We start from the raw sequence: 15825 nt of genomic DNA, 5'->3' as shown, positions 1-15825 counted from the left end.
CGGTCGATTGTATCCGGTACCGGAATGAGGATACCGTTTATTTCAGGCGGCTTTCTTCTTGAATATATCCTTCGGCAGCTGGGCGATGATGATCGCCGCGAACATCAGCGCGCAGCCGATCCATTCATTCACCTTCGGAATCGCGTGTAGGAAGATCATGCCGCCAATTACGGCGAACACGCTCTCCATGCTCATGAGGATGGAAGCCAGAGCGGGGGAGGAGGCGTATTTCTGTCCGATGATCTGCAGGGTATAGCCTACGCAGCTTGACAACAGCGCGAGGTACAGCAGCGGCTGCCATCCCGCGAGGATCGCCGAAAAGACGGGCTTCTCGAAGATCAGCATGAGGATCCCCGACAGCACGCCGGTCACGAGGAACTGGATGGAGCTGAGCTTCACGCCGTCGACCTTATCGATGTAGCGGTCGACGCAGAGGATCTGTACCGCGAACGAAGCGCCGCAGATCAGTACGACCACATCGCCGAGGTACAGCGTGCCAAAGCCCTCGTACAGACAGAGGAAGTACAGTCCGACCGTCGCCAGCACGACGGCGATAACGATGGATAATCCGGGCTTTTTCTTGAGGAACAGCCCGAAGATCGGGACAAAAACGATGTACAGCGCGGTCAGGAAGCCGCTGTGTGCCGAGGCGGGAGCGCCCTCGGGATAGAGCGCGATACCGAACTGCTGGAGGTTGACGGAGATACACAGCATCACGCCGCAGATCACGCCCGCCTTGATCAGCGTTCTGCGTTCGGCGGGATTCTCTTCTCTGAGCCGCTTTCCCTGCATACGTCGGGTGATCGCCGCGACGGGGATCAGCGCGACCGAGGCGATCAGCGAGCGGATCATATTGACGGTGAAGGGCGGGATCGTGTCGGCTAGCTTTTCCTGTGCGACGAACGCGAAGCCCCAGATGATCGCCGCCGTCAGAAGCAGTGCCGACGACAGCAGGCTTTTGCTTTTCATCCAATCATATCCTTCCGTTAGACATATCGGGAATTATGTGTTATAATCTGTTATCATAAGGATTTCGGAGGTACTGTTATGGAGCTCAAACCACTCGATTATCAGCTGACCGTGTGTAAGGTCGGGTCATTGCGGGACATTTCGCTCGACGACGATTTTTTCTTCATCGGTAAAACGGACGAGGAGCTCTCGCTCGTCTGCCGTACGGAACATGCGCCGCAGCATACCGCGGAGCGCGAGGACGGCTGGCGCGGCTTTCGGATCGAGGGCGTGCTCGATTTCTCTCTCATAGGGATTTTGTCCAAGCTGACCGCCGTTCTGGCGGAGGAGGGGATCGGCGTTTTTGCTGTTTCTACTTACAATACCGACTATATCTTAGTAAAAGAGGAGCGCTTCACCGAGGCGTTGGAGGCGCTCGGGAACGCCGGTTATACCGTAGCCGGCTGACCGAAATCACCTGATTATCATACAGGAATTGCAAAAATATGTCAAGAAACGGTCGAGCTCTCTGAGCCGATTCGTGAAATTGTATGAAAATTCTCTATAATTCTAATGAAGCAACAAACCGCTGTGTAAAAGGTGTATGATACCAAAAGTAAACTTTTAAGTCGGTACAGAGATGCCGACAAGGTTTCGGCACAGTATTGTTATGCGTGTAGTATGCCTTGTCCGCGTCGGACAGGGCATTTTTTGCGGCAATCGAAGTGTTACCGGCTGTTTCGAGGGTAGCTATGAAGTATAAGGCTGCGCTGATGTCCGCTGAGGATATCGACAGAGCGCTCAAGCGTATTGCGCACCAGATCATCGAGAAGAATCACGGACTGCAGAACGTCTGCCTGATCGGTATTCATACCCGCGGCGTGCCGCTGGCACAGCGCCTCTCGGCACATATTTGTGCGATAGAGGGTACCGCTCCGCCCGTCGGTGAGCTGGATATCACCCTCTATCGCGACGATCTCTCCCGTATCGGCGATACGCCGACCGTAAAGGGGAGTAAGATCGATTTCTCGATCGAGGATATGACCGTTGTGCTGGTCGATGACGTGATCTACACCGCCCGTACCGCCCGCGCGGCGCTCGAAGCGGTGATGAAGCTCGGCAGACCCGCCAAGATCCAACTCTGTGCGCTGATCGACCGCGGTCATACCGAACTGCCGATCCGCCCGAACTACGTCGGCAAGAACATCCCCACCTCTGTCGACGAGGTTGTAGCGGTACGGCTTGAAGAAACTGACGGCGAGACGGCGGTCAAGCTCTATTCTCATTAAACAGTGGAGAACGGTTTTTCTTAGCGAATCCGCTCTTCATTAGAATAAACCTAATTCAAGGGGGAAATCTAACATGCAAATGATTTACAACGTAAAAGATAAGCCCAAGTTCGGTCAGCTTATCGTATTTGCGTTCCAGCAGCTGCTCGCGATCATGGCGGCGACCATCGCTGTCCCTATGATCGTAGGCAACGGTATGAGCACCTCGGCGGCGCTGTTCGGCGCGGGCGTCGGTACACTCGTCTATGTTCTGTTCACCAAGGCGAAGAGCCCCGTATTCCTCGGCTCGTCCTTTGCTTTCCTCGGCTCCATGGCGACTGCCTTTGCGGGAGCTGCCACCGCGGCTCTGGGCTACCTCGGACTGATCATCGGCGCTGTGCTGGCAGGTCTGGTGTACGTTGTCCTTGCGGCTGTCGTTAAGGGCGCAGGCGTCAAGTGGATCAACAAGCTCATGCCCGCCGTCGTCATCGGCCCGACCGTCGCGATCATCGGACTGTCGCTTGCCGGCAATGCTGTCGGCGATCTCCAGGCGTCCAACATCGAGGGCGGCTCCAACTATGTCGCGATCATCTGCGGTATCGTGACCCTTGCGGTCGTCATGCTCTGCTCCGTTTACGGCAAGAAGATGGCGCGCCTGATCCCGTTCATCATCGGTATCCTCGCGGGCTATGCCGTCGCGACCTGCTTCTATTTCATCGGCAAGGCGACCGGCAATACCGCGCTGATGGTCATCGACTACTCCGCTTTGGTCAACAACTTCAAAGAGATCAGCTTCTCGAGCTTTATCTCTGTTCCCGACTTCACCTTCCTGACCGCATTCGGCGGCTTCAAGGGGATCACCGGTTCCTATATCGGCACCATCGCTGTCGCGTATATCCCGGTTGCGTTCGTCGTATTTGCCGAGCATATCGCCGACCATAAGAACCTCAGCTCCATCATCGAGCACGATCTCTTAGAGGATCCGGGTCTGAGCCGCACCCTTCTGGGCGACGGCGTAGGCTCCATGGTAGGCGCCTTCTTCGGCGGCTGCCCCAACACCACCTACGGCGAGTCTGTCGGCTGCGTCGCGATCACCAAGAACGCTTCCGTTACCACCATCATCTGCACTGCTGTTGAGGCGATGCTGATCGCCTTCATCACACCTTTTGTCGCGTTCCTCTCCACGATCCCGCACTGTGTCATGGGCGGCGTGTGCATCGCGCTGTACGGCTTCATCGCGGTATCCGGTCTGAAGATGCTGCAGAAGGTCGATCTCGACGATAACCGCAACCTGTTCACCGCTTCGGTCATCCTGATCGCTGGTGTCGGCGGTCTTGCGCTGAATTTCGGCAACGTCACCATCACCGAGGTCGCCTGCGCGCTGATCCTCGGCATCCTGACCAACGTCATGCTGAGCAAGAAGTCTAAGGATGCGAAGAAATCCAAGAAGTAAGAGAATTCCTATTTGAAAATATACTGCAAAAAGAGTCGGAGCGGGTACGCTTCGGCTCTTTCTGTATGCAGATATATATGGAAAAAGCCCTTGAACCGCTGTCCAAGGGCTTTGATGTTGATTACATTAGTCATTCAGGAACGTTTCGACGATGAAGCGCGGGCGGTGCTTACTCTCGAGGTAGATCTTGCCGATGTACTCGCCGATGATGCCGATCGCCATCATCTGCAGACCGCCGATCGCCCAGATCGAGACCGCCAGCGACGCCCAGCCGGTCTCGGTGGCGCCGGTGAAGAAGCGGATGATCGAGTAGATCAGCATGACGATACTGATCAGAAAGATGATCAGTCCCAGTCGGGTGATCATCTTGATGGGCTTGGTCGACAGCGAGGTGATGCCCTCCCACGCCAGCGCGAGCATCTTCTTGAGCGGATATTTGCTCTCACCCGCGAGTCGCTCGCTGCGCTCGTAGGTGACGATCGCGCTCTTGAAGCCGATCATCGGTACCAGTCCGCGCAGGAAGAGGTTGGTCTCATGGAATTCGGAGAACGCCTCCAGCGCCCGCTTGCTCATCAGGCGGAAGTCGGCGTGGTTGAAGATGACCTTCGCGCCCATCTTGTCGAGCACCTTGTAGTAGCCCTCGGCGGTGAAGCGCTTGAAGAAGGTGTCGGTCTCGCGCTTGGAACGTACGCCATATACGACGTCGCAGCCGTCCTGACAGCGCTCGACCATCTCGTCGAACACTTCGATATCGTCCTGCAGGTCGGCGTCGATGGAGATCACGGCGTCAGCCTGATCCTTCAGGGTCATCAGTCCGCACATCAGCGCGTTCTGGTGGCCGCGATTGCGGCTCAGCTTAATGCCGCTGTAGATGCTGTCGGCGTTGTGCAGTTCCTCTATCAGCTGCCAGGTCTTATCCTTACTGCCGTCGTCGATGAAGACGATACGGCTGTCGTAGCTGATCAGACCCTTATCCATCATGCTGCGTAGCTTATTACGCAGCTTTTCCGCACTGTCGGGGAGCACTTCCTCCTCGTTATAGCAGGGGACGGCGATATATAGCTTTGTCATGCAGATCCTTCTTTCATTTATCCGAATATTTTCATCAGCGCCTGAGCCAGCGGCGGCAGGTAATACCTCGCGTAGCCTAAGGCGGTGGGGTGGATGCTATCGTGTGTCAGCACCTTTTTTCTGGTGTCGACAGAGGTGTAGAGACCGTTCATTACCCGGTCCTCGGTGTTCAGCTCGCTGTCGTTATACAGGTCGATGGTAACGGCGCTCCATTTCTTCGCGAGCTCGATGCCGCGTTCGCCGTACTTCTTCTCTTTATCATCGGCGGCAAGCGCCATATTATGCGAGCGGACATAGACGACGGGAACGTCGCCCCAGTACTTGCGGATCATCCACATGGTTTTCTCAAAACCACCGGAATAATCCGTCTCATCCGTCTTTGACATATCAAAGCCCTCGGCGATATTTCCGATCTTGGTGAAGACCATATCGTTTGTGCCGCCGTTGAGCAGAATGACGTCCGCGGTACGGTGCTCGCTCTTCGCCTGACGGATCTGATCGGGGATATGTCCGTGTTTGTTGTATATGCCCATGGTCGCGCCCGGTACGGAGTAATCGGTACAGTTCATCCCGTATTTTGCGGCGATCATCGAGCCCATGCCGTCGTTGTTGTTGCCGCTGCCGTGCATGATGCTGTCGCCGAAGGTCAGGACTGTCTTACCCTTGAGGATACGGCGGTATTTAAGCTCGTTCTTGAGATTCGCGAATTCCTCGGCGGTGATGCGCGCTTCGGGATAGATGCGGTTGATCCTGTCGGGGAAGTAGCCGTAGTAGGCGGCGACGGTCATGTAGTCGTCGTATTTGCTGACGTCCGACGGACGCTCCGCGTCCTTGGGCAGCTCATAACCGAACGCCTTCACCATCGTAGAGCAGACGAAGCGGCGCGTCAGGGGCTGAACGATCTCGGTATCGGTATAATAGCTGAGGATACCGTGCTTTACCGCGGATTCAAAGACCGCTTCGCTGTCGTAGCGGTCGAGCTTCTCGTCGGGATATTCCGCGCTGATCAGCTCATACAGCCAGCTGCTGCGGGATAATCCCACACAGGCGATTTTCTCGCTCAGACGGTCGGCGAGAACGGCGTCGGTATCGCTCTCGGAGGCAGTCGCGGAATTCTCTCGGGTCTGATGACCCTGCGCGGAGACAACAAAAGCACAGCACAGGCAGAGAACCTGTACCGTGACCAGTATCGCTATAAAGAATCGGGGTTTTCGCTTAACGGCGCGTATCACGCGCTCTTTGAATCGCTGCAACTGTATCAAGCCTTTGGTATAATGATTTGAAACGCTTTGGGTACGACGGTGATCGTCGGGTCGGTCATCACGAACATTTCGCCGTCGATGCCGATCTTGATCTCGCCGTGGTTGTCGAGCCGGAGCTCGCGGCATTTTTTATGTATGATAAAGTTCTTTCCCTTGGGGTGGTCGATGTGCTCGCCGCGGGTGAACGGTCCCATCATCCAGGTGAAATAGCTGATGGGTACGGTGGGGATCGCCATAAAGTCGATCAGCCCGTCGTCGAGCGCGGCGTAGGGCGTCGCTTTGATGCCTCCGCCGTAATACATGCCCTTTGCGGCTACGGCGAGCATCTGGGTCTTGAAGCCTCCGGCGATGGGTATCCTCTCGCCGTCGGCATAAGGAATGAAGGTGTGCTTTCTTTTTGTCAGCAGGCACTGTACGATCGCCAGCTTGTAAGCGAGCGGACCGGACATCAGCGGCAGGCGCTTGTTCTTCTGCGCGCGGTCGGCGACCTCACAGTCATAGCCGACAGAGATAACGTTCAGCGCGTAGCGGTCATTACACTTGAGCAGGTCTACGGTGATCGTACTGCCGCTTATCATTTTCTCCATATCGAGGAAGTCCTCACCCGGAGCCGGAAGCGAGCGTATATAGTCGTTGCCCGTGCCGACGGGGATCAGGCCCAGCGCGGTATTTTCATGCCCCAGCAATCCGTGAAGCGCTTCGTTCGCGGTGCCGTCGCCGCCGTAGGCGTAGACGCGCAGGGGTTCTCCCTTTTCGGCATATTCGCGGGCGATCCGCTGTGCGTCACCGGCTTCTTTGGTATATTCGATGACGACGTCCGTGCGACCGAGCGCCTTGATCTTAGCGTGCGTCTCGGGAGTTGTATCCTTGGTTCCCGCGTTGCGGTTCAGAATGAACAGGTGTTTCATCCGACGTTCCTCTCCGTGATTATTACTCACCGGTAAAGTGTTCCAACTCGCGTTTCAGCCTTGCGACCGGGAGCCCCATAACGTTGAAGTAATCGCCCTCGATACCCTTGACCAGGAGCGAGCCCTGTCCCTGGATACCGTAGGCGCCCGCCTTGTCGAACGGTTCGCCCGTGGCGATATACTCAGCGATTTCCCTGTCGCTGAGCTCATAAAACTCGACCTGAGTTTTTGACGAGAAGGTGAGCCAGCGTGAGTCGCAAATGATGCAGCAGCCCGTGATGACGGTATGTTTGCGCCCCGAGAGCAGGCGCAGCATCCGTTCGGCGTCCGCTTGATCCTTTGGCTTGCCGAGCACTTTATCATCGACCAGTACCACGGTGTCGGCGCCGATGACGATCCGATCCCGATGATTCACGGCGACGGAGCCCGCCTTGTATGACGCAAGGAACACGGGCGTTTCCTCGGGCTTGACGTCCGAGGGTAACTCGGTCGGTTCCTCGGCGACGATCACCTCGAAGTCCTCGGTGATGCGCGCGATCAGTTCCTGTCGGCGGGGTGATTGTGACGCTAAAATAATGCTGCTCATAATGATCTGCTTCTTTGTATCGGATTGTCCGATCACGGCGTTTGTAATACACCGCGTAGCGAACGGTGGAGAATGGTGCTTCTTTTACTTCTATATCATACCACATAATTCCGAAAAAAGGAACAGATTTTTACAAAAAAATTGCACAACCTCCATTCTTTACGGCGGAGCGAACCGAAAATCCCTTTTTGTTCGCCCCGTAAGCTCAGTGTAACAGAAATTCAGTCCGATAAACGGTACTAAAGAAAACCGCCGTTGCCCGGGCGGGCGGCGGCGGAGTCGTTTTATGTTATGAATACTGTTTTTGTACGCTGTTAAGGTAATCGCAGAAGCCGTCCTTTGCGGCCTTGGGCGATTCGATCCTGACCTTGTCGCCGAAGGAGAACAGCCAGCCGTAGAACTGCGGCGAGAGCATGACCTCGGCGCTCGTGGTGAAGGTGCCGTCGCTGTGCGGCATGATGAACACCTTATCCGAGAAGCGATCGACCACCACGCCGATCAGGCTGTCGTCAAAGCGGAGCTTGACGTTGACGGTCTCGCCGCCGTACATGCCGAACACCCGCTTGGTGTAGACCGCGAGATCGAACTGATCCACCGCTTTTGCGCTGTCGGCGCGAATGTCCTCGACGGAGATATCCTCCATCTTGTCGACGCGGAAGTGCTTGAGCTTATCCGCCTCCTTATCGTAGGCGATCATGTAGTAGTTCTCGTCGTCCCATGTCAGCGCCTTGGGCGTCAGCAGATAGCGCATTCCGTCATGGCGGCGAACCCTTACCAGCTTGCGCGCGCCGGTGCGCGAGACCTGCCAGTTCGTGTAGTAGAAGCCGATCTTTCGCTTCTTGTTGATGGCGCGGTTGATGCTGTCGATATTGCGGTAGATCTCCTCGTTCGAGTGCTTGACGCGGTTGGCGACGATCACCTGACGGTGCAGCTCCTTCGCCTGATTCTCGGAGGTGAGGCGCTCGATCTTACGGATCAGGTCGCGGCTCTTCTTTACGGTGATGAACTTCGAGCTCTGTACCGCGTCGATCAGCAGCTTGATCTCCTCGAGGGTGAAGTCGCGGGACACCAGACTGAACAGCGAGATCTTGCCGACCTTGGTCTTGACGATATCGAAGCCGAAATCACGCAGGCACTCGATATCGTTGTAAATGCTCTTTCTCTCGGCGGCGATGTCGAACTCCGCGAGGTAGTCGATGATGTCTGCGACGGTCACGCCGTAGTCGTCGTCGGTCTTTTCCATGAAGAACTTCATGATATACAGCAGCTTTTGCTTTTGTTTCGGATTTTTTGCCATAGCTTTTTCCTTTCGGTCTCTGTTTTATGCGAGGTGGGTAACGTACTGCGCCAGCCCCACGACCAGCGGCATGGTCAGCAGAGAGAACAGCGCCGACGCCGATACGATCCCCGCACTCAGCGCCGTGTCACGCCCGTACTTGGTCGCCATCATGGTGGTGAAAGCGGCGACGGGGGAGCTGACGGCGATCACGACGGATACGGTGATGACCGGGTCGATATGCAGCGCCGTCATCACGCCCAGCGCGATCAGCGGCAGGACGATCAGCCGCAGCGCCATCGCAAAGTACGCGCCCTTATCGGTGAGCACGCGCCTGAGGTCGGAGCGGGTCAGGTGGTAGCCGATGACCAGCATCGGGATCGGTGTATTCAGCGCCGCCATCATGCTGACGGGCGAGCCGAGTACGGTCGGCAGCTTGATCGAGCACGCGAACAGGATCACGCCGATCACCGTACCGATGACGCCGGGGTTCACGATCGCCTTGATCGCGGCTTTCGCGTTTTTCTTTCGGCTCATGGTCAGCAGTCCGTACGTCCACATGAAGATGTTGAACATCGCGACGAACGCCGCGCCGTAGAACACGCCGTCGTCGCCGAGGATCGCCTGCTGGAGCGGCAGCGCCATGAAGCCGCAGTTTGAGAACACAACGGCGAATTTCAGCACGACCGCGCGGGATATCTCGGTCTTTCGATACAGCAGCTCGGCTAGCAGAACGGAGAACAGCAGGGAGAGGAACGCCGCGAGCAGCGCCGTGAGCAATCCCCACAGCATCTCGGGACGATACTCGCGCTGGAAGGCGTTGATGATCACGCACGGCGTCACCGCGTACAGCACGACGTCCGTCATCGTTCGCGAGCCCGCCTCGGTGATCAGTCCGAGCTTCGTCAGCAGAATCCCCGCGCCGATCAGCACGAACAGCACCAGCACCTGTGTGCCGACGTCCGTGAAAGCGTTCAGCATGTCATCCCTTCCTTTCGATAAGATATAAAGGTCTTTATACGGGACTTTGACGGATGATAGGTCAAAGTCCGTGTTTTTGTACTCCGTCATTATAGCAGAGATTCGATAGGAACGCAAGGCGGAGCATGGTAAAAAGAAATAGTTTTTTCACAGATAAAATATGCAAAATGTCTAAGTCCCGTATAATACCCTGTGAAAATGCACATAATACTACCGTGGATTTTATGAAATATGCAAAGCAAAAAACCGCCATTCACCCGTTTTGTGCAAATATTTTCCGTCAACAATACCTACAAAACTCTTGCGCTCTCCCGCTCATTTGGTTAATCAACCAAAATTTGCATTATCATTTGACAAGTTCCGTCGGGAAAGCTATAATACAGATTGTAAGCGAAAAGCGCTTAAACAGTATATTTTCGAAATATAAGAAAGAAGGATTTTTATTATGGCAACCGCAAAGAAGACTACCGCTAAGGCGGAGACCAAGACCACCGCTAAGAAGACCGCTGCCAAGAAGGCTGACACTGCTGCTAAGGCTGAGACCAAGGCTGCTGCAAAGACCGAGACCAAGGCTGCTAAGAAGCCTGCTGCTAAGAAGACTGAGCCCAAGTTCGATCTTTACATCCAGTTCGGCGGCGCTACCGTTTCCGTAGCTGACATCGAGTCGAACGTCAAGAAGGTCGTTAAGGATAAGAAGGCTTACACCGTTTATGTCAAGCCCGAAGAGAGCAAGGCTTACATCGTAGCTGACGGCGAGACCACCGGCATGGATGTATTCTTTGTTGCTGACTGATTATAGTTTTGCTGATGCGGCGGGGAGCTTTTGCTCCCCGTTTTTCGTCCTTTTATGCAAATCAGAAAGAGTTCGTTGTAAACAGAATATTAAATCGTGTAAAAAACTATAGCATTTTGTAAACGGATATGCTATAATGATGATACTCAATTTTTAGGAGGTAAAAGAATGAAGACAATTTCCAGAGTTCTCGCCGTCGTTATGCTCGCGGCGATGCTGGTTTCCGTGTTTGCTGCATGCGGCAGAGTAGTCGATGAGCGCATCCTCGGCTCCTGGAAGCAGGAGGACGAGATTGACGGTAACGTTACCTGGACTTTTGAGAAGGACGGCAAGTGCAGCCTGACCAACAACGATACCGGTGCAGTCGACGAGGGAACCTACAAGCTCGAGGCTGAGAACAGCGGTAAGATTTATATCAAGCTGAAGAGCTGGGATAAGGAGAAGCTCTGCACCTATGTAGCGACCTCTAAGGTCATGGATATCGAAGAGATGACCTTCAGCTTCCACGGCTACAAACAGTAATTTCAACAGAACAGAGCTTCGGGAGCTGCCTTTAGGCTGATTCCGAAAAGGCGATTTCAGAATAATGCAGTGCTCTATGCGTAGGCGGACAGTTCAGGCTGTCCGCCTTTTGTTGTTTTTTTACTTTGAGCAGATGAAAAGGATTGAATAATTCTAATTTGTAAATTTAATCAATACATTGTATGATACATTATAATAGAATATATATGTAGTTTATAGAAAGGGCTTGACACGGATGACGGCTGGAGCGATAATGCTGAAAGCAAGCAAGCAAGCAAGCAAGCAAGCAAGCAAGCAAGCAAGCAAGCAAGCAAGCAAGCAAGCAAGCAAGCGCTGACCGCGCTTTCTTTCGTGCGCCCTTTTTACAGAAGAATCACTCTTATCAACTGACACAGACGCAGTGTATCACCGCGCCTGTGCTTTGTTTTACCAGATTGTCATTGCGAGGGTAAAGGCTCCCTTTGGTAAAGGGAGCTCCCGCGGGAGCGGGTGAGGGATTGTATAAATGGAGCAAAGCGACCAACCGATTATTATAGCAATCTCAACCGATACGTTAACAATTTGCCGATTTGCTTGGAGTATTCCAATACCCGGTATTATCACAATACGCGGTCAGCGGGCAGACCCAAACCGGCAGTGTTATATAGTTAAGGCAACACCGCATGATCCACAGGCAAAAATGCGGATTGCAAAGGGCGAGCGCCGTGGGCTATGCGGCGTTGCCTTAATCAAATTTTAAAGGAGGAATTACTATGATTTCAAAAATCAAAAAACCCGTGAGCATACTGTTATCACTCATCATGGTATTCAGTGTGTTCGCAATCGTGCCGCTCTCGGCGAGCGCGGCATATGGGTACTCTAATTTAGCTCGGGGAACCCTTATTCAGCCGGGAGATTCTTTTTATTTCGAGAATATTGGCTCTTTTAAGTTCGCGGACTATGACGATCCCACGATCATTCACGAGGTGAAAGGTTCCGATTTCTCGTATAATAAGGCAATCCTGTCTGTAACTGACGGGTATTACAGCTTTGGCAGCACCAAGCTTCTGCCCACAAGCGTCTCTCCGGGCGGTCTGCTGATCGCCGACTATGATTCGACCACCAAAATGGCAACATTCGGCGTACAGAACATCACCCATAGTTTCGATGAAACGACAGGGACGCTGACAATTGGCGGCTCCGGCGTTGTTCCGTGTCATTATGCGATGACAGGCAGTAACTTTTACGGTGTTGTTTTTACTCAGAGCAATCTTGTAAAGCACCTGATCATTGACGCTACGGATATGATCGCCATACAAAAGGATGCATTTATGGCGTATAACGGCGGCTGTGTTCTGGAGGATGTTAAGATCAACTCCACTTCCTCAACGCCGTTGATTATCGAGAAGGAAGCGGTTTTCTATCGATCCGGCAATACCGTCACGGTCACAGTCAACGCGGTGAAGCTTGCGACTGTAACCAACAGCCCGGTCAACAACTATGGCACTCCTGTTAATTTGATTTACAATGTAGAGCAGCCTATCACATTCAATAAGAATGCCCTTACCGATCCATCGCGCTACTTAACAGTGACATTTCCCACGCACTGCAACATTTTTATTCCCGGAGGAGCGCAGTTCACGAATTCGCGGCTGCAAAAAGAATATGATAGTCTTGCAGAAGATGGATATGAAGAATATTTCTGGCGCCGGCATTCCGATCTTGTTGAAGGTACGGATTATGTTTTAGGAGATGCGCGCTATGAAGAACTCACTCCGTTAAACGCTTCCCTTGTTGTCGGAAATAATAATACGGCGCTTTTCTCCGCTTACACCATCACAGACGAATCCGTGAACGGCACTGTGACCGCAAGCGTGAACGGCACTGATGTGACTGAGGCAGCGGCAGACGCTGACGTTCTTCTGACCGTCGCTCCCGCAGAGGGCTATCAGTTCGTGTCTATCTCCGCAGGAGACGTCTCGCTGACCACCGTAACGGAAGGCTCACAGTATTCCTTGACCATGCCGAGGAAGTTTATCACCGTAAAGGCTGAATTTGAAGCTATTCCCACCTACACCGTCACATGGAAGAACGGCGACACCGTGCTCGAAACCGACACCGATGTAGCCGAAGGCACCACCCCGACCTATAACGGCGAAACTCCCTATAAGGCGGACGGCGCGGACTGCATCTACACCTTCTCCGGCTGGACTCCCGAGGTATCGGCTGTCACCGGCGACGTGACCTACACCGCGACCTATACCGAGTCCGAGAAGCCCGAGGCAATCAAGGACTGCAATAATAAGTATGGAGATTTCAGGCTTTATTCCAATGTTCCGATTGTAAGTTTTTCAGATGTAAATGATTTATTGACCGGAGCTATTATACCTATTACGTACGGAGACAACAATACGATGATACCCGTACAGGACGCAAAGGGTTATTCGTATAAGTTCTATGACCAGACCGGTACCGAACTTACGACTGAGATCACAGATTCAAGTACTGAGCCCGGTTCCGCTTTTGGATTTGGTGACGATGTAACCGTATATACCAATGTTATCAACTTTACTCGTCTCGCAGGCACTAAAGCGATCTACATCGTAGCCACCGAGCCCACTCCCACTCCCGCTCCCGCAAAGCTTATCCTCAATGTCGGCGAGAACGGCAAGGTCGTGATGGACAACGGCACCTTCGGCAACGCGACCAATGCAAGCAATATTACCGGAATATCCGCTCCTTATGATGTTGTTGACGGCGCCAATGCCCTTATTATTGACGGTCACTCCGTTAATATTGTTGCAGGCGGCTCGATCAATATCGCCACAGGCGGCGTGGTTTCGTTCTATCCCTCTGCTGACAACACAGGCAAGATCACCGCGATACCCGACGAAGGCTATATCTGCACCGGCTGGTACAACGGCGATACCCGTTACACGACAAAGGATACGATTGACTATCAGGAAATCAGCGAGAATATGACCCTGACCGCGAAGTTTGCTCCCAAGGTCTTTACCGGTAACTCCATCACCCTCGACGGTAACATCAACCTCAATTTCTACATCGACCCCAGCGCGATCCCGAATTATGCTGACGCTGAGAGCGTTACCGCTACCTTCACCTGGGACAGCGCAAGCATAGCGTCCGGTAATCACTACGGTAATGACCGTTACGAAGTAAATCTGAAGAATCTTCCTCTCGAAGATAACGGCTGGGTCAAGGCTCGCGTTCCGGTCAACGCCGCTCAGATGGCGAACCGGGTTCACGCGGTAGTATCCGTTGACGGAACGACGCTCGAGCAGACCGACGATTACAGCGTTAAGGAATACGCCGAGACCATCATCGCCGGCGATTATGACGCAAAAACCAAGACTCTGGTCAAGGAAATGCTCAACTACGGCGCTATGGCTCAGATCGTATTTAACGACCAGCTCACGGTCAAGCCCGCAGAGCTTGCAAACGCAGGTCTCTCTTCAGATGATCTTACTGCTATCGCAAACGAGATGAATAACGTCACCAGCGATAATATCATCGGTGCAGTCAAGGCTGCGAACGGCGACAAACGCGGCGCTACTGTAGAAGAACTGCAAGAAATCGGTACAGCGATCGGCGGTAAGTGGTACACCACCAGCGTTATCTTCCTGGACGGCAACACCATCAGACATTACTTCGACGACGTAAACGATACCCGGAAGTGGGAAGACGCTGACGGCGTTCAGGATAACTACTTCTACTATAAGGAAAAGGCTGGTATCGCTGCTGCTGACCTGGATACTCTCTATCAGTTCACCATCGGCGGCAAGACGTTCAGCTACTCTGTCCTCGATTACGCTGCTGCGGTAGTTGAAAGCGGCATGGGCGATGACGCGAAGGACCTCGCAAAGGCTCTGTACCTCTACAATCAGGCGGCGAACGCCTACTTTACTCCGGCTCCTGTAGAGAACGTCGTAGACCTCAGCACCCTGACCGCTAACTATGAAGCGCAGGACGGCGACGTGCTGACCGGTGTGCTTTCCGGCGACAAGTCTCTATCGCCGACGGCGCGACCATCACCCTCAGAGACGCGAATATTACCCTGAGCAGCAGTGCACAGTATGCCGGTATCACTCCCTTGGGCGACGCAACCATCCTTTTAGAGGAAACCAACACCGTAAAGGGCGGCAATCGGAATTATCCGGGCATTTATGTTCCCGCAGGCAAAACCCTTATCATCGACGGCACAGGCTCGCTTAACGCTTCGTCCCACGGCTGCGGCTGCGGCATCGGCGGCGGTTTTGAAAAAGCAGCGGGCAATACTGTCATCAACGGCGGTACAATCACTGCTACAGGTGGAGAGTTTGCAGCCGGTATCGGAAGCGGACAATACGGCTCCTGCGGCAATATCACTATCACCGGCGGTACGATCACAGCCAACGGCGGTGATGATGCAGCCGGTATCGGAAGCGGAGATGACGGCTCCTGCGGCAACATCTTGATCACCGGCGGTACAGTCACAGCCAACGGTCGTTATACTGCAGCCGGTATCGGAAGCGGATATGAAGCAACCTGCGGCAATATTACGATAGCCGACACCGTGACACAGGTCACCGCGACAAAGGGTAAGTATTCCCCTAACTCCATCGGAGCAGGCGATGACGGCACCTGCGGCACCGTGACCATCGCGCCCGGCGCGAATGTTATCCAGAACTGACAGAAAGGACGTGCATGAATATGAATAAAGAAACTTATGAGCGTCTTTTGATGGACGTAACCGAATTTGACACAGAGGACGTTATCAC

At 53.7% G+C, this 15825-nt stretch carries 14 protein-coding genes; 7 read left to right on the top strand and 7 right to left on the bottom strand.

Annotated elements, in window-relative coordinates; all coding sequences use genetic code 11:
* Positions 1-42: 42 nt before the first annotated feature.
* On the bottom strand, positions 43-969 hold the full coding sequence (locus R2I50_RS00765) for a DMT family transporter (protein ID WP_316607155.1): 927 nt from the start codon (positions 967-969) through the stop codon (positions 43-45).
* Between the two features lie 78 nt (positions 970-1047).
* On the opposite strand from R2I50_RS00765, the gene R2I50_RS00760 reads away from it, so the two are divergent.
* The 3 genes from R2I50_RS00760 (at position 1048) to R2I50_RS00750 (ending at position 3669) form a co-directional block, all read left to right on the top strand.
* A complete protein-coding gene (locus R2I50_RS00760) occupies positions 1048-1416 on the top strand; it encodes an ACT domain-containing protein (protein ID WP_316607154.1) in 369 nt (122 codons plus the stop codon).
* 284 nt (positions 1417-1700) lie between these two features.
* On the top strand, positions 1701-2237 hold the full coding sequence (gene pyrR, locus R2I50_RS00755; protein ID WP_316607153.1) for a bifunctional pyr operon transcriptional regulator/uracil phosphoribosyltransferase PyrR: 537 nt from the start codon (positions 1701-1703) through the stop codon (positions 2235-2237).
* Between the two features lie 73 nt (positions 2238-2310).
* Complete coding sequence (locus R2I50_RS00750) at positions 2311-3669, top strand: solute carrier family 23 protein (protein ID WP_316607152.1); 1359 nt, start codon at positions 2311-2313, stop codon at positions 3667-3669.
* 126 nt (positions 3670-3795) lie between these two features.
* Here R2I50_RS00750 and R2I50_RS00745 read toward each other — a convergent pair whose 3' ends face one another.
* The 6 genes from R2I50_RS00745 to R2I50_RS00720 all read right to left on the bottom strand — a co-directional run bounded on the left by R2I50_RS00745 (position 3796) and on the right by R2I50_RS00720 (position 9753).
* Positions 3796-4740 carry a glycosyltransferase family 2 protein gene (locus R2I50_RS00745; RefSeq protein ID WP_316607151.1) on the bottom strand — a complete coding sequence of 315 codons (945 nt, stop codon included), beginning with the start codon at positions 4738-4740 and terminating at the stop codon, positions 3796-3798.
* Between the two features lie 17 nt (positions 4741-4757).
* Positions 4758-5993: an SGNH/GDSL hydrolase family protein gene (locus R2I50_RS00740; RefSeq protein ID WP_316607150.1), complete on the bottom strand. Its 1236-nt coding sequence runs from the start codon at positions 5991-5993 to the stop codon at positions 4758-4760.
* Positions 5994-5998: 5 nt separating this feature from the next.
* Complete coding sequence (locus tag R2I50_RS00735; protein ID WP_316607149.1) at positions 5999-6910, bottom strand: YegS/Rv2252/BmrU family lipid kinase; 912 nt, start codon at positions 6908-6910, stop codon at positions 5999-6001.
* 22 nt (positions 6911-6932) lie between these two features.
* A complete protein-coding gene (locus R2I50_RS00730; protein ID WP_316607147.1) occupies positions 6933-7496 on the bottom strand; it encodes a Maf family protein in 564 nt (187 codons plus the stop codon).
* 289 nt (positions 7497-7785) lie between these two features.
* On the bottom strand, positions 7786-8793 hold the full coding sequence (locus R2I50_RS00725) for a WYL domain-containing protein (protein WP_316607146.1): 1008 nt from the start codon (positions 8791-8793) through the stop codon (positions 7786-7788).
* A 24-nt stretch (positions 8794-8817) separates the two neighbouring features.
* Positions 8818-9753, bottom strand: coding sequence for an AEC family transporter (locus tag R2I50_RS00720; protein WP_316607145.1), 936 nt, complete (start codon positions 9751-9753; stop codon positions 8818-8820).
* A 445-nt stretch (positions 9754-10198) separates the two neighbouring features.
* Here R2I50_RS00720 and R2I50_RS00715 point away from each other — a divergent pair, with 445 nt between their 5' ends.
* From R2I50_RS00715 to R2I50_RS00700, 4 genes are all read left to right on the top strand, one after another.
* The gene (locus R2I50_RS00715; protein ID WP_316607144.1) at positions 10199-10546 is read left to right on the top strand and encodes a DUF6465 family protein; all 348 of its coding nucleotides are present in this window, start codon (positions 10199-10201) and stop codon (positions 10544-10546) included.
* 168 nt (positions 10547-10714) lie between these two features.
* Positions 10715-11068 (top strand): DUF5640 domain-containing protein, encoded by a 354-nt coding sequence (locus R2I50_RS00710; RefSeq protein WP_316607143.1) that lies wholly within the window; start codon positions 10715-10717, stop codon positions 11066-11068.
* A 752-nt stretch (positions 11069-11820) separates the two neighbouring features.
* Positions 11821-15126, top strand: a complete 3306-nt coding sequence (locus R2I50_RS00705) for a hypothetical protein (protein WP_316607142.1) — start codon at positions 11821-11823, stop codon at positions 15124-15126.
* 32 nt (positions 15127-15158) lie between these two features.
* The gene (locus tag R2I50_RS00700; RefSeq protein WP_316607140.1) at positions 15159-15737 is read left to right on the top strand and encodes a hypothetical protein; all 579 of its coding nucleotides are present in this window, start codon (positions 15159-15161) and stop codon (positions 15735-15737) included.
* The last annotated feature ends 88 nt before the right edge of the window (positions 15738-15825 follow it).

Origin of the sequence: uncultured Ruminococcus sp., from assembly GCA_902785355.1 — a bacterium.
GTDB lineage: Bacteria > Bacillota > Clostridia > Oscillospirales > Acutalibacteraceae > Ruminococcoides.
This window is presented reverse-complemented; position numbering and strand designations above follow the sequence as displayed.

What these genes read in the sequence shown, in the direction of transcription:
- R2I50_RS00765 (WP_316607155.1), bottom strand. Translation starts at nt 969, where the DNA reads ATGAAAAGCAAAAGCCTGCTGTCGTCGGCACTGCTTCTGACGGCGGCG.
- R2I50_RS00760 (WP_316607154.1), top strand. Translation starts at nt 1,048, where the DNA reads ATGGAGCTCAAACCACTCGATTATCAGCTGACCGTGTGTAAGGTCGGG.
- pyrR (WP_316607153.1), top strand. Translation starts at nt 1,701, where the DNA reads ATGAAGTATAAGGCTGCGCTGATGTCCGCTGAGGATATCGACAGAGCG.
- R2I50_RS00750 (WP_316607152.1), top strand. Translation starts at nt 2,311, where the DNA reads ATGCAAATGATTTACAACGTAAAAGATAAGCCCAAGTTCGGTCAGCTT.
- R2I50_RS00745 (WP_316607151.1), bottom strand. Translation starts at nt 4,740, where the DNA reads ATGACAAAGCTATATATCGCCGTCCCCTGCTATAACGAGGAGGAAGTG.
- R2I50_RS00735 (WP_316607149.1), bottom strand. Translation starts at nt 6,910, where the DNA reads ATGAAACACCTGTTCATTCTGAACCGCAACGCGGGAACCAAGGATACA.
- R2I50_RS00730 (WP_316607147.1), bottom strand. Translation starts at nt 7,496, where the DNA reads ATGAGCAGCATTATTTTAGCGTCACAATCACCCCGCCGACAGGAACTG.
- R2I50_RS00725 (WP_316607146.1), bottom strand. Translation starts at nt 8,793, where the DNA reads ATGGCAAAAAATCCGAAACAAAAGCAAAAGCTGCTGTATATCATGAAG.
- R2I50_RS00720 (WP_316607145.1), bottom strand. Translation starts at nt 9,753, where the DNA reads ATGCTGAACGCTTTCACGGACGTCGGCACACAGGTGCTGGTGCTGTTC.
- R2I50_RS00715 (WP_316607144.1), top strand. Translation starts at nt 10,199, where the DNA reads ATGGCAACCGCAAAGAAGACTACCGCTAAGGCGGAGACCAAGACCACC.
- R2I50_RS00710 (WP_316607143.1), top strand. Translation starts at nt 10,715, where the DNA reads ATGAAGACAATTTCCAGAGTTCTCGCCGTCGTTATGCTCGCGGCGATG.
- R2I50_RS00705 (WP_316607142.1), top strand. Translation starts at nt 11,821, where the DNA reads ATGATTTCAAAAATCAAAAAACCCGTGAGCATACTGTTATCACTCATC.